The organism is Caldicellulosiruptor morganii, assembly GCF_026810225.1.
Classification (GTDB): Bacteria; Bacillota; Thermoanaerobacteria; order Caldicellulosiruptorales; family Caldicellulosiruptoraceae; genus Caldicellulosiruptor; species Caldicellulosiruptor morganii.
This window is the reverse complement of sequence record NZ_CP113865.1, coordinates 821,058-836,007: the sequence shown is the minus strand read 5'-3', so window position 1 is coordinate 836,007 and position 14,950 is coordinate 821,058. Positions and strand designations below refer to the sequence as shown.

General features: G+C 36.3%; 7 protein-coding genes and 1 riboswitch. Of the genes, 4 read left to right on the top strand and 3 right to left on the bottom strand.

Features of this window, described 5'->3' with window-relative positions; all coding sequences use genetic code 11:
* Positions 1-59: 59 nt before the first annotated feature.
* A complete protein-coding gene (locus OTK00_RS03895; RefSeq protein ID WP_045169132.1) occupies positions 60-1,787 on the bottom strand; it encodes an S-layer homology domain-containing protein in 1,728 nt (575 codons plus the stop codon).
* Between the two features lie 187 nt (positions 1,788-1,974).
* Here OTK00_RS03895 and OTK00_RS03890 point away from each other — a divergent pair, with 187 nt between their 5' ends.
* Genes OTK00_RS03890 through OTK00_RS03880 form a run of 3 tightly spaced genes read left to right on the top strand, consistent with a single transcriptional unit; the run spans position 1,975 to position 5,083 of the window.
* Positions 1,975-3,150 (top strand): GAF domain-containing protein, encoded by a 1,176-nt coding sequence (locus tag OTK00_RS03890; protein WP_307188832.1) that lies wholly within the window; start codon positions 1,975-1,977, stop codon positions 3,148-3,150.
* Entirely contained in the window at positions 3,147-3,866 is a 720-nt protein-coding gene (locus OTK00_RS03885) for an MBL fold metallo-hydrolase (protein WP_045169129.1), read from the top strand. The genes OTK00_RS03890 and OTK00_RS03885 overlap by 4 nt, the downstream gene beginning before the upstream one ends.
* 17 nt (positions 3,867-3,883) lie before the next feature.
* Positions 3,884-5,083 carry a sensor domain-containing diguanylate cyclase gene (locus tag OTK00_RS03880; protein ID WP_045169128.1) on the top strand — a complete coding sequence of 400 codons (1,200 nt, stop codon included), beginning with the start codon at positions 3,884-3,886 and terminating at the stop codon, positions 5,081-5,083.
* A gap of 103 nt (positions 5,084-5,186) precedes the next feature.
* Here OTK00_RS03880 and OTK00_RS03875 read toward each other — a convergent pair whose 3' ends face one another.
* Positions 5,187-5,570, bottom strand: a complete 384-nt coding sequence (locus OTK00_RS03875) for a hypothetical protein (protein ID WP_241765470.1) — start codon at positions 5,568-5,570, stop codon at positions 5,187-5,189.
* Positions 5,571-5,718: 148 nt separating this feature from the next.
* Positions 5,719-5,808, bottom strand: a riboswitch (cyclic di-GMP riboswitch).
* 131 nt (positions 5,809-5,939) lie between these two features.
* Between OTK00_RS03875 and OTK00_RS03870 the strand changes: the two genes are divergently transcribed.
* On the top strand, positions 5,940-9,416 hold the full coding sequence (locus OTK00_RS03870) for an adenylate/guanylate cyclase domain-containing protein (protein WP_268760835.1): 3,477 nt from the start codon (positions 5,940-5,942) through the stop codon (positions 9,414-9,416).
* A gap of 403 nt (positions 9,417-9,819) precedes the next feature.
* Here OTK00_RS03870 and OTK00_RS03865 read toward each other — a convergent pair whose 3' ends face one another.
* Entirely contained in the window at positions 9,820-14,865 is a 5,046-nt protein-coding gene (locus tag OTK00_RS03865; RefSeq protein ID WP_198525729.1) for a rhamnogalacturonan lyase family protein, read from the bottom strand.
* Positions 14,866-14,950 lie beyond the last annotated feature (85 nt).

Below are 14,950 nucleotides of genomic sequence, written 5' to 3'. Positions count from 1 at the left end.
CATGAAAAAGAAGAGGCGCACAGCTTTAGACCTGTGTGCCTCTTTTTTGGTATTTACTATCATGGAATTTTTTCTCTTATCACATTTCCACCAACTATTTTATCTGTATAAACGGCATATACTGTAAAGTAATAATACTGACCTTTTTTCAGCTCCTTATATTCACCATTTAGAAAATATTTGTCTTTTGCTCTTATATTTATTGATGTAATATTTTTGTCTGTGATAATTGCAACAATTCCATCCTTATTGTAGTCGGGCGCTGAATTTTTGTCAGATACAACTACTTTATATCCCTGCAATTTCTCGTTATTAATTTTGTCCCATTTCAAGTTTATATACCAGTTTCCAAAATATTTGATTGTCTTCGCTTGAAGCTTGGGCCTCAAAGCTTTTATCTCCAAATTTGAATAAAACTCAGCTTTTACGCTATTACCAGCAACAAGCCTATCCTGATACTGTGCTGTGACACTGAAATAATACTCCTCTCCATCTTTTAGATATTCACCAAAGTCTCCACCTTTATAAGGTATTGTATTGTCTATCACCATTTGAGTTGTACTTCTATCATTGATGAAGACAAGGTAACCACTTTCAGGATATTTAGGTTTCTTATTCTTTTTTGATATAACCACCCTGTACCCGACAAGGCGTGAATCATCTATCTTCTGCCAGCTCAATAAGAATTTATTATCTTTATACTCATACTTAACAGAAGGCTTTTCGTAATAATCAGGTATTACAGGCACCTTGAGTCTTACAGCATTCCCTTTTACATAAACATTGCCTTCGTAGATTGCCGTAACACCAAAATAATATTCTTCCCCGCTCTTTATATATGCTCCAACGTCACCACCGTTATATTTTGAATTTACACCAATCTCTATATACGTAGCATCTTTATTGCCAAGTATTTTTAAGTAACCGTCCTGTGGATATACAGGCTGGCTGTTATTTTTTGACACTACTATCGCATAGCCCTTCAATCTTCTGTCGTTTATCTTATTCCATACAAGCACAACTTTATCACCCTTTGTATATCCACTAACATTTGGAGCAGCGTAATTATACTGTTGATTAGTGCCTGTAGATGAACTGTCATCATAAGTAACTTTTTCCTCATTAGACTGAGTCGAAATCACATTGTACAAAAGCATAGCTGCTTGAGCACGCGTTAAAATCCCTTGCGGTTCAAACTTGAGCTGATTCGAATTGGGAACAGGACTTCCCACCATAATACCTTTTGCAATAGCAATTGCGACATATTTTGTTAGGTTTTTTGATATCTGTTCTCTGTCAATGTAATTGTTCAAAATATTTACATCAACATTTTCATTTTGCAACCCTTTTGCCTTAACAAGGGCAACTGCCATATCTTCTCTCACTGCATAATCTGATGGTTTAAAATAGTCACCACTGGAAGTTCTAAAACCTGTTAAAAAGTATTTGGCGGTTTCAACGTATGGATAAGCCCAGTGATCTCTGGGGACATCTTTGAATGAAGGATTATCTGTCACTTTGAATGGAAGGTTCAATGCAATCACCATGATTCTTGCAAATTCAGCACGTGTCACAGGATTGTCCGGTCTGAAAGTACCATCTGGATATCCTGTTATAATTCCTCTTTCAACCATAAACTTTACAGCATTGTAAGCCCAGTGATTCTGAGGAAGGTCAGAAAAGATTGGTGTCGATTGTTCCTGAGAAAACGAGACAAGGTTAAATAGATTAAAGATAAACAGCATTACCAGTAGACCTGTCAGTAGTTTAAAACTCCTTTTTTTCATCTTTTTCTCGAACTCCTTTCTAATATATTGATTTTTACATATTAACATTATAGCCAATATATATGTAATTTACATTATGATATTGTTACAAATTTAAGTAAATTTGTATTCTGCTTTGCATTGAAAGGAAGGCAGATTTTTGAGATAATTTTTCTAAAGAATTCTACAACTTAAGGTTAATGGTGAAATGAGCATGTTTGAAGCATATGAACAAATTACAAGATTAAAAAATACCATTGAACAATTCAGCAGCTTTATCATAAATGCATCAACAGAAAAAGATTTGGATGAGATTTTTGCTTTAGCAGTTGATACCTGCATAAATTTGACTGGAAGCGACGGTGCTACAGTTTATCTAAAAGAAGTAGTGGATAAGGAGGAAAAACTGGTTATAAAAGCAACAAAAAACCTGTCTGTTAATTTTGAGTTTTATCTGGGATATTCAATTCCAATCTCTGCAATTAGCCTGTGTGGATACACGGCTTTACATAAAAAACCTGTTGTTATAAGTGACACTCTGAACCTTCCCGAAAATCACGAGTTCAGACAATTCAAGTTCTTTGATAAAAGCCTGCATTATGTCACAATCAACACTATTTCTGTACCTGTATTCGACTTTGAAAATGACCTTTTAGGAGTAGTTCAGGTAATTAACAAAAAAGCAAAACCCAGTATAAAAATTGACGAAAACAATGCCTCACTTCTTACAATAAATTATACAGAAACGGACATCAAAATTGTACTGGCTGTTGCTGCTCTACTGGGGCTTATTATTGACAGATTCAGAACCTATGAAAAAAATGAACTTTCCATATCCAATACCCAGAAAATGCTATACAATGTGTTTGAGTCAATTAAAAAGTCCATTTCTACTTTAAATGATATTTTGATTAATGGTCAACAAAAATTTATAGAGGCTTTGCAGATTGAGAATAAGGAAAAGCTGTATTCACTCAAAGAAGGAATTGAACTTTTCAAAAAAGAATATGAGCTTACAAAGATTACCGAAACAATCACCACCATAGCTTATATAAAAAACAAAGATACTGACACTAAAATTGTTAATACTTTGCACGAAGTAATATCTACTGAAATAAGACCTTATGATATTCCTGTAAAAGTTAAAGAAGATGAATATGTTATTTTTTTTCACAATGTGGATATCATAAAAGCGGGTATGATTGCAAAGAGAATAGAAAGAAAGACTTTAGAAAAACTTCGTTTAAATGATATATCAGTTTCCACATTGAATTTCACATGGAGTTTTTATGAACTCAAACCCGATGAAGAAAAAAGTATCGAAGAAATACTCTGTTTCCTTCAAAAAAAGGTGAACGAAAGCGATGGTGAAACTCTAAAATGAAAAACCACCCTGTACTTAACTTTCTGGGTATTGGAAGTGCGTTTAATACAAATTTCAATAACACCTCTGCTTACTTTGAACACGAAGATAGTCTGTTTTTAATAGATTGTGGAGAGGGAATATTCGAAACCCTCTATAAAATGAAACTTCTTCAAAAGTATCCAAATATCAATATTTTAATTACACACACTCACCCGGACCATGTCGCAACCCTGGGGCATCTTATTCTTTACTGTTTTTATGAACTTAACAAAAAGGCAAGAATCCTCTTCCCGGAAGAATCTCTTATTCTCTCGTTTTTAAGCAGCATTGGTGTTGCTGAAAAAACATTTGACTTGATACCATTAAAAAATAGTTTAATCTACGAAGATAAAATCACGATAATACCTGTAAGACAAATTCATGTTACGGACATTCCCTGTTTTGGGTATTTAATTGAAACAGAAGAAAGTAACTTTTTTTACAGTGGCGATGCAAAAACAATTGATGAAATTATAATTGATAGGTTCTTAAAAGATGAGATAAAATTTTTATATCAAGATACCTGCTCGGAAAATCACAATGGCACAGGACCTCATCTGTCACTTGAGGAACTGAGCTTACTTATTCCTTCAGAAAAGAGAAACCGCGTATTTTGCATCCATTTGGACAGCAATTTTGATTTTAAGCTTGCTTTAAGTTTGGGATTCCAAATTCCAGAACAAATACAGATTTGAAGGAAGGTATAAAGAGGATGAATGAACAAATTGTATCACATGACTTAAAAAAACTTATAAGGAAACTGAGTAAAATTGGGATTGCAATTTCGCGTGAAAAGAATATTGACTCCATACTTGAGATGATTCTAAACGAAAGCATTGATATTACAAACAGCGATGGTGGTACACTCTATGTTGTAAAGGAGTTTGAGGGAAAAAAGTACCTTGTAATTACATTTGCTAAAAACTTTTCTGTCAATTTCGACTTTGCAGGATACAGAATCCCGGTAGATGAAAACAGCATAGCAGGATTTGTTGCAAAAAATGCTATACCTGTAACAATAAATAATGTGCAGAACCTGCAAAAAACTCAATTTTCACAATTTAGACTTTTTGATGATTCTTTGAACTATGTTACAGTAAACACAATGGCAATTCCAATGATTGATTATCAGGGAAATGTCATTGGAGTTCTCCAGCTTGTTAATAAAAAGAAAAACAAAGAAATAAAACTTTCTTCAGAAAATATAAAGCAGAATATTTTAGAGTACACAAAAGAAGATGAAGAAATTATTCTGTCTCTGGCATCCCAGGCATCACTTCTAATCGAAAGAATACATCTTTATCAGAGGATTGAAAAGAATATCGCAAATACAAGGTATGCTTTAATTAGCCTGTTTAATTCCATGAAACAGGTAATTGCCAACCTCAGCGAAGATATTTTAATTGAACAGGAAGAATTCAAGAAGTTTGCCACTCTGGATGCCCTAACAGGACTTTTTACAAGAAATGAAGGAATGGTTTATCTGGAAAAGCAAATTCAGCTTTCAAAAATGAACGAGTCACATTTCGTTGTATGCTTTATAGATGTTGACGGTTTGAAATCAGTAAACGACACTTTTGGACACCAAACCGGTGATGATCTTTTGAAGAATTTCTGTCAAATTTTAAAGGAAAGCATCAGAAGTTATGATATCGCATTCAGGTTTGGCGGAGATGAATTTGTTCTGGTTCTTTCAAAAGCTACAGTAAAAGAAGCAAATACTGTTCTGTCAAGAATTCAGGAAAAAATTGAAAAGTTTAATTCCTCAGAAGCAAAGCCATATAAAATAAGTATAAGCTATGGCTTTGCCGAATATTCTCCAGAATTGGATTTAACCTCTGAAGATTTAATTAAATTAGCTGATGAAAAAATGTACAGGATGAAAAGAGATAAAAAAAGCAGCCCCTCTTAAAATTTAAAAGAGGGGCAAAAAATTTATTATTTTTAAGGAGTTCGAGGGGTTATGAGGATAGAGGGATTATCTTGCCCATGCAAACCTTGAAAAATGGTCTGTTTTAAGCTGCTGTTTTTTTGAGCTTAACATAAATATTAATCCCCGCAGACCTGTCGTAGATGTAACCTTCGTAACCTTCACATTTCAGATGAACATCCTTCTTGAATTTAGCATCAGGTGAAAATTCAATATATACAACTCCATTTTCTGCATATATCTGTGCATTGAATGTGATAGAGTCTATTCCATCAGGCAGTGAGTCTTTTTTGAAATCAATCTGTACAAAACCTACCTGGAATTTTCCTCCTTCATTTGTAACAGTAAAACTGCCACTGAATTGAACTGGAGTTTCGTCTTTTGCAAAAGCCAAACTGCCAAAAGCTGTTGAAAAAATAAACATTATGACTGCTAACATCAACCACTTTTTAGAAAACAGAGGTTTCATTTTAAAAACACCTCTCTTTCTTTGTGAGCAGGAAAAATTCCTGCTCATTTCCACAACTAAAAGGCACCTGACATCTGCCAGGTGCCTTTTTTGCCAAAGGTAAAACACAAACTCTCATGCTTTTCACACAGAAACCTTCGGCATATGTTTCGGCAACCTGGCGACCATAGGAAGCTTCTCTTCCGACAGGCCCATGGCTTTGCGCCCCTGTCTTTCGACAGGTTTGCCTTTTTCGACATATGCTCTGCACTTTTTATTTTTTTGTTTTTTGAAATACAATTTTCATGATATAATATTTGTATATCGACTTTTTACAATTATATTATCGCACAAATTTTGAAAATTTCAAGAGGTTTTATAAAAAATTTTTTGAGGCTGTGGATAAATATGATCTGTTATAACTGCGGAAATAAAATATACTCATTGGATGCTGACAGGTGTATATTCTGTGGTATGAAATTCAAAGATGTCTGCCCTTCGTGCAGTTGGCTGCTTCCTGCTTTTGTTAATTTTTGTCCAAATTGTGGTGAATTTGTAAAGAAAAGTGGAGATGTGCGCCAAACAGTTGAAGAACTTAAAAAAGTAGCTGTGATGTTTGCAGACATATCAGGATTCACAAGGCTTTCTGAAAAGACAAGTCCTGACAGAGTAAATGACCTTATAAACGAGTTTTTTGAATTTATTTTAAAACCTGTTTATTATTTTGAGGGAAGTATAGACAAATTCATAGGCGATTGTGTAATGATACTTTTTGGGACAAAGACCTCTCATCTGGATGATCCAAAGCGTGCTGTTCTGTGTGCTCTTGAGATGTTAAAGCTTTGCAATGAGTTTTCTGAAGAAAGAAATTTGAAAATTTCAATCAGGATAGGTATAAACTATGGAATAGTGGCTGTCGGTAAAGTGGGCGGATACTACGAAAAAGACTACACTGTCATAGGTGATGTGGTCAATGTGGCTCAAAGATTGCAATCTGTCGCGCCTGAAAATGGTATTTATGTGTCAGAAAGTATCTACAGAGAAACCTTTGATTCCATCCTGTATTCTGAAGCTAAAGAAATATATGTGAAAAATAAAAGCGAGCCAATAAGGTGCTATATGCCTTTAAAAGTTATAAGTGAAACCAACTTTTTGGAACCATTTTCAAATATCCAGGATCAATATTTATCAAAATTGTTCAATTTGATTGCATCAAAAAAGGAAAATGGTATACTTCTGGTCGGACCGGGTGGTACTGGCAAAACAACATTGTTAGAAAGATTGTCCTCACATTTGCTTTCAAACAGTATAAGAACTTATTATATCAAATGCAGCCCCAATATTTATTCTCGCCCCTATTTATTGATATCTCAGATAATCTGCAGAATTTTGAATATAAGCCCTGAAGATGTACCAGGTATAAAATACCATCGATTGGTTTCATTTCTTGATTTTTTGTTCAAAGATGATTTTGAGAAAAAGTCAAACTGTTTAAATTTTCTCTCTGTTATTCTGCAACTGAATCCTGAGGAAGAATTCAGGTACATTTTTTCTTCAATGACGCCAGAAGATATTGAACGAGAAATTATACAAAGCACTTTTCTCTTTTTCGATACATTTTTATCATCCAGTTTTTCTATCTTTTTAATAGACGATATTCAGTTTGCTGATATTGAATCAATCAAGGTAATTGAATACATTAAAGCCAATTTAGCGCCTGACAAAGGCATATTTGTCATAACATCAGACAATGAAAACATCAAACTAAATTTTCAAGAAACAATTTATATACAAAAACTTTCACCTGAAAAAATCGAAGAAATACTAAAAGCTGTTTTTAATGTAAATAGTGTTGATAGGGATTTTACAGAGCTTGTATCCGATATTTCTGATGGTAAAATTGCGTATATTCAGGAAATTTGCAAATGGCTTCAGATAAGTAATAAATTATCTGTCAGAAATAACATTCTATATCTTATAAACTTTGAAAATTCAAATTCTTTGGAAATATTTGATAGAATTACTGAACATAGAATTTCTAAATTTGATAAAGAGCTGATTGAGTTTTTAAAAATTGCAGCGGTATATGGAAAAAGATTTAGTTTCAGGGTTATATCAGATATTTTAAAACCTTCAAAACCAGAAAATGATATCATTCTTATTCTTACAAAGAATAATTTTATCAAACTTGTTGACATTGTGTATCAAAACACCACAGCAGATAAAATCTTTGAATTTACAAATAATTTTGTCTTCGAAGCAATTTTAAAATCTATACCCAAAAAAATAAAAGCAAACATTCATTACAGAATTGCAAATTCAATTGAAAAACTATTTAAAGATGCTATAAACAATTACTTCGACCTTTTAATATATCACTATATGGAAGCCGAAGACTTTCTAAATGCCACTAAATACTGTATTTTGCTTGCACACAATTACAAAAGGCAACTTCTATACAGATATTCTGTAAAATACTTCAAACTTGCACTTGAAATATTAACTAAATGCAATCAAACCAAACATCGTTTTTTTGTAGAGGCACTTGAGGAACTCTCAATTTTAGAAAAACAAATGGGTAATTACACTGATGCAATAAGTTATTTGCAGATATTGTATGAACACGCAGATGCTGAAAAACAGCTTTTTATTAAATGTCATATGTGTGAATGTTTTATTTTAACTGCTGACTTTGACAATGCCCGTGAAATTATTGTCCAACTTGAAAAGCAAATTGGCAAAAATCATCCTCTATATTTAACACTTATATATTTAAAAAGCCTTTATCACAGCTACACAGCATCACTGGAAATTGATGAAATCCTCAAGGAGATTGAATCCCTTTCCCCACTTGAAAGCGAAATTGAAATTTTAATCAAGGCTCTAAACATTACTTCTTATTCCCTTTTTAGATATCATGGCAACATTAAAAAAGCGGTAAGCTTTCTGCAAAAAGCAAGAGGACTTGCAACCAGAGTCAACAACATATTTTTGCGAAGCAAAACTACTGCAAACTTTGGCATTCTATATTTTCAGATCGGAAACACAAATAAGGCAATTCATAATTTGTTATCAGCTTTTGAAGACAGCAAAAAAATTTATGACAAACACACACAAATTGATATTTTGATAAACTTAGGAATAATTCATGCCAAGAAAGGATTGCTCAAAAAAGCATATGAGTATCTAAACCAGGCTTATGAGAATTCTAAAAAATGGAGTTTGTTGTATGAAGAATGTTTGTGTCTGCTAAACATTGGCGAGGTTTATATTGAAAAAGGCTTGTTTTTTAATGCTTATGAACTGTTTTTAGCATCACTTAATATCAGCGAGGAGAAAATGTTTACAGCAGAAAAGATACTGGGTTATATATACCTTGCAAAAGTTTTGAGCCTCATGAAAAACTTTAAAGCATGCGAAGATTTTCTGAGCAAATCAGAATTGCTGATTGAAGAGGTTAAAGATACAGACATTGAGTATGAATATCATCTGACAAAAGCAGATTTCCTTTTGCAAATAAATAATCTTTCGCAGGCAGAAAAAGAAATAGAGCTGGCACTTGAATTATCAAACAAAATTACATTCAAACAGATAGAATCACTTAGAAAAAAAAGCGAAATAATGTTTGGTGCTGAAAAGTACAATGAAGCTATAGACTGTCTTTCTGATGCAATTAAACTCTGTGAAGAAAGTGGTTTTTTATTAGAGCTTGCAAAGTGCTACGTGATACTGGCAAAGGTTTATATAAATATATCAGAGAAAACCCGGGCAAAGTATTTCATTGAGTTAGCAGAAAAAACAAGCAAGCATTTTGATGACGAAGTTAGCATCAACTTAGAAATATTAAAAATCAAAAATCTCTTATGATAACATAAAGGCTATAATTATTTTTGAACGATAAACTAAAGTTCAAACTCTTGTTCAAATCCTTTATGTTATCCTATATACTTTCTCTGCAAAATGTATATTGGCCCGCTTCAAAACCTTATTCCATCTACTACTGTTCAACTACAATCCAATGTCGACCACCCATCCGTGTTGCCATCCTCAAAATCATCTATTAAAAGCTTCGCTGGTTTTGACACTTTTTATGCAAACTAATTTCTGTAAATAATGTTTTCTCACAATTATTATACTCAAGTATAATAAATAAAATCTTCCTTTAAACTCAATTTATTAAACACTTCCATCTTCCTAATTTTATTAACAACTTTTACTGTACACCCTCTCCGCTTGACTTTTCTATTTTCAAGCGGAGAGGGTAAGGTAATCACCTTGCTCCTATTCCCTCCAAACCACTTCCAGGCTTGGGTTTTAAAAAGTCTCCTAAATTCAAACTCCCATCATTATCCCTCGTTATGGTCGGTGTTAAGCTGTAAAAGTCATTATCTGTCACCAGCTGCCCATTTGGCTTTACCGCCTTACCGTTACTCCATAAAACACTATTAACTACCGTTCCGCTGATTACATCACTCGATGCACCTTCTTTGTATGATAAGCAATTTTTCAGCACGTGCGTACCTTCTCCAAAATAGAAGTTCCTAGCACTTACCTTCAAGCCGTTGTTATATCCTGTACAATTTTCTAAAGTTATGCTTCCAGGATTGCTATTATAAGTAAAACCATGTTTCTTGTTGTTAAACGCAATACATCTCCGCACTGTATGATTGACCTTTATATTACTGCCTCCAAGTTTGAAACCATTCCCATCACTGTTAGATGTAGCACTCCCATCTGATGTTTGTCCATTGCTAAATGCCACACAATCTTCAATTAATACCTCTCCTATTGGCCCCGTGTCAGTTTTAGTGTACAGATCCCAGCCATCATCCACATTGAAATATGACACACAACCCTTAAATACATTCCCCGGACCTACTGTTAATTTGCATGCAAAACCATCTGCATCTTCGCCGTTATCTGGATCCATATTATCATGTGATGTACAATTCAAAATTAAATTGTAACTGGGCCACTCATCTTTGGTTGCTGAACTACTATACCTGCCTATCTGCAAACCTGAGTCTCTGTTATGATGAATTTCACATTGTTCAATTATATTATAATTACCACCAACAAAGATCCCATTGTCTGCAGCTCCCATTATTTCTAACCCTTTAATATGCCAGTAACTTCCGTTAATTTGTAAACCTCTTGGATTTGAATCTACATTTCCATACGGTTGAGATGAAAAGTCTAATATTGGTCTTTCATTTGGAAACGCATATATGCATTTTCTTGCACTGCTTGTGCCGTTATTATCTCTTCCGATTGTAATCTGCACAGAATACTTATAAGTCCCACCTCTCATGTAGATTACCTGTCCGGGTTTTACAATAGCAATTGCCTTTTCCAATGTAGTTGGTTTATCAATGGTACCAGGATTATTTTGGTTACCTTCTGGCGCCACATAAATAGCATTCTCACCAGGAACAGGCGTCGGTGCAGGAGTTGGAACTGCTGTTGGAGTTGGAGTAGGTGTTACTGCTGGAGTTTGCGTTGGTGTTGGTGTCGCACTCTGTATAGGCGTTGAAGTAGGTGTTGGCGTTGCTGTAGGTGTAGGAGTGGATGATGAAACCGATGTGGGCGTAGGTGTGGTTGTCGGTGTCGGAGTAGGAGTTGCCGTCGGCGTCGGTGCCGGTGTCGGTGTCACTCCTCCCGCCGGCTTTGTACCCCTGCTCGGCTCTTTACCCCATACTATCGCATCATCTATATACCCCGTTACCTTCTCGTTCTCTATATAGCTATTTGCACTTCTTACCGAATAGTCATTTGACTGATTGTAGCTGCCGCTGCTCTTCTGTATGCTTAGCCTTATCTCCTTCGTGCTCTGACCCGCTGCCAAAACACCTGCTCCACTCTTAAACCCTACCTCTACATAATAGTCCGCTCCGCCTGCATTTGACCCAAGCTTCACAAACTTCACATCTATATACGCAGGATTTATGCTGCTTGCTACACTTACACTCTGCGTCGCCTCTCCATCTATCGTGTACCAGTATCTTACCTTAACCCTGCTAAGATCTACCGCCGTCGTCCCTACATTCTCTATCTTTATCTTCGGATTCAATACATTCGTCGTGCTGCTTATAATACCATTCGCATACCATACCTTGATCTGGGCGTTCTTGCTCGGCTCTTTACCCCATACAAGTACATCATCTATATACCCTGTTACCTTCTCGTTCTCTATATAGCTCGTCACACTTCTTACCGAATAATCATTTGACTGATTGTAGCTGCCACTGCTCTTCTGTATGCTTAGCCTTATCTCTTTCGTGCTCTGACCTGCTGCCAAAACACCTGCTCCACTCTTAAACCCTATCTCTACATAATAGTCCGCTCCGCCTGCATTCGCCCCAAGCTTCACAAACTTCACATCTATATACGCAGGATTTATGCTGCTTGCTACACTTACACTCTGTGTCGCCTCTCCATCTATCGTGTACCAGTATCTTACCTTAACCCTGCTAAGATCTACCGCCGTCGTCCCTACATTCTCTATCTTTATCTTCGGATTCAATACATTCGTCGTGCTGCTCAAATTACCATTCGCATACCATACCTTCAGCGCACCGTAACTGTCACTCGGTGTCCAGTAACTCCCACCTACCGGTGATGCCGTCGGTGCCGGTGTTGGCGTTACACTCACTGTCGGTGTCGGGGTCGCTGTCGGTGTAGGTGTAGGTGTTGAAGTTGGTGTTGATGTTACTGTCGGCGTTGGCGTTGGTGTTGCTGTGCTTGTCGGTGCAGGTGTCGCTCCTCCCGGCTCCTGCCCCCATACCAGAACTCCATCTACATACAGCGTTACCTTCGTATTCTCTCCATAATTCGTCATGCTCTGCATCCATGACCAGTCGTCTGCCTGATTGTAATTGCTCCAGTCATTCTTGTTAAACCTTACCTGTATATCCCCTGTGTCCTTTCCAGGCTGCAGCTGCCCAGCTCCACTGCTAAACCCTACCTCTAAGTAATAATCCGCTCCACTCACTCCGCTGCTCAGCTTCACAAAGTTGAATGTCACATTGCTTGCTCCTATCTGTGCCCAGTCACATACCGCACTCTGCGGCTTGTCACCATCCACCGTGTACCAGTATCTTATCTTAACCCTGCTAAGATCAACACTGCTGCTGCCTCCATTCACTATCTTAAACCATGGCCTTATTGATGCCGCACTCGCACTCGTCTCATTGTTCTTGTACAGTACCTTAAATCCACTTCCCGTACCAGGTGCACCCGTCGGTGTCGGGGTTGGCGTTGGTGTTGGGGTAACTGTCACCGTCGGTGTTGGGGTCGGGGTTGGTGTTGCTGTCGATGTTGGTGCAGGTGTGGATGTAATAGTTGCTGTTGGAGTCGGTGTAGGCGTTGGCGTTGCTGTGGATGTTGGCCTTGGCGTTGCTGTTGCTGTAGCCGTTGGTGTTGGAGTTGGTGATGGGTTACTTGTTTGGTCACCGTATCCCTCAAAATATTTGTATATTTCATTTATGTTTGTCTCATATCCCAAATAAAAACTTAGATGTGGCGGTTGATTATATGCTACATTCTGCCATGCTATGGACTCCCTGTATTGTCTGTTGTGCATAAGTGTAGGAATCTTATAATTTGTCAAAGTCGTAGTTGTATATATCCTGATAGCACTGTCATCACTGGTTCTAAATATAACCTCTTCTCTCCAATCTCCAAGTATGTCCGCACTCAAGCATGGTGTTGCTTTTGTACCATTATTAGATGAACACCCACTTGCTGTAAATATTGTGTTTGTTTTGTTATTGTTATAATCCCATTTGTAAATATATGTCTTATCTAATAATTCTCTTCCTAAATCTCCATCCCACCAAATTGCAAAGTTAATTGGTGGTGTCGCACTGCTGATTACATTTCCCTTACAATCTCTAATACTTATCCCTGCTGCCCACATTTCTAACCCCTTATACCTCGGATCAACGTCTGCCGCCAATGCACGTCCACAATCTCCAGATGTCAAAACTCTCACCAGTATCTGCCCTGTTCTTGCATCACGCAAACTAGCTCCTGTGCTTCCTTCATGACATTGCCAGACTTCCAATCCAGGTCTGTCCGGATCAATATCAGTTACGTGCATGGCATCCCCATGCCCCAATTTGGTTGTATACAGTGGAGCTCCATTATCATCTACTGCCATCGCACCATAAATGATCTCGTCTTTACCGTCATTGTCAACATCAGCTACACTCAGATTATGATTCCCCTGTCCTTCATAATCATCTCTGTATCCATCATTAGTTTCACCTGTATCAAATTGCCATAACTTTGTTAACTCGCCATTTTGCCAATTCCAGGCAACTATATATGTCTTTGTATAATATCCTCGGCACATAATAAGACTTGGCCTTTTCCCATCCAGATAAGCCACTGCAGCCAAAAATCTATCAACTCTGTTCCCATATGAATCTCCCCATGATGAAACATTTCCCCGCGGAGGAATATAATTAACAGTTTTCAATGCCCTTCCTGTTGCACCTTCAAATACTGTCAAATATTCAGGACCTGATAAAATGTAACCACTTGAATTTCTCCAATCAGCATTAGGATCACCTATAACATTTCCCCGTCCATCTATTGTCCCATCAGCCGTTTTACATACAACCTCTGCTTTTCCGTCACCATCTAAATCATATACTATAAATTGTGTATAATGTGCCCCTGCTCTTATATTTTTACCCAAATCAATTCTCCATAAAAATTTGCCATTTAATTTGTAAGCGTCTAAATACACATTGCTTGTATATCCAGATTGCGAGTTGTCCTTTGAATCACTTGGATCCCATTTTAAAACAATCTCATATTCTCCATCACCATCCAAATCGCCCACACTTGCATCATTTGGCGAATATGAAGCACCAAGGGGAGAATTCGCTGGTTTATTTAATTTAATTTCAATATAATTGTTATTAAGCACACTTACTTCTTCAGATTGTTCTACCTCTACCCCATTTATTACTGCTCTTACATAATATCTCGAACCGGTTGTTCCATCAGCATCAATGTAATTTGTGCTGTCCTGAATAGGTGTTTTAGTTATCTTCACTCCATTCCTGTAAATATTAAACCCAATATTTGCTGGATCTGACCCAAACATTCTCCAGCTCAAAAATACTCCATTTGTCACTTTAACAGCTATCAGTCCTCGATTTAACTTCTCAATTTGACTTTCAGTTGCTGCCATTGCTAAATTATTTTTGTTTATATTTACCTGTCCATTAAATAAGACAATATTGACAACAAAAATAATTAATGCTAAATACACATTTATTCTTCTCTTTTTCTTTACAAACATTAAATTCACCTCCAAAACAGTTTCTTAACATTCAATTGTAATAAATACAAAAACTTTATTGCAAGCTTTGAGTTTATCATATGCA

What these genes read in the sequence shown, in the direction of transcription:
- OTK00_RS03895 (WP_045169132.1), bottom strand. Translation starts at nt 1,787, where the DNA reads ATGAAAAAAAGGAGTTTTAAACTACTGACAGGTCTACTGGTAATGCTG.
- OTK00_RS03890 (WP_307188832.1), top strand. Translation starts at nt 1,975, where the DNA reads ATGAGCATGTTTGAAGCATATGAACAAATTACAAGATTAAAAAATACC.
- OTK00_RS03885 (WP_045169129.1), top strand. Translation starts at nt 3,147, where the DNA reads ATGAAAAACCACCCTGTACTTAACTTTCTGGGTATTGGAAGTGCGTTT.
- OTK00_RS03880 (WP_045169128.1), top strand. Translation starts at nt 3,884, where the DNA reads ATGAATGAACAAATTGTATCACATGACTTAAAAAAACTTATAAGGAAA.
- OTK00_RS03875 (WP_241765470.1), bottom strand. Translation starts at nt 5,570, where the DNA reads ATGAAACCTCTGTTTTCTAAAAAGTGGTTGATGTTAGCAGTCATAATG.
- OTK00_RS03865 (WP_198525729.1), bottom strand. Translation starts at nt 14,865, where the DNA reads ATGTTTGTAAAGAAAAAGAGAAGAATAAATGTGTATTTAGCATTAATT.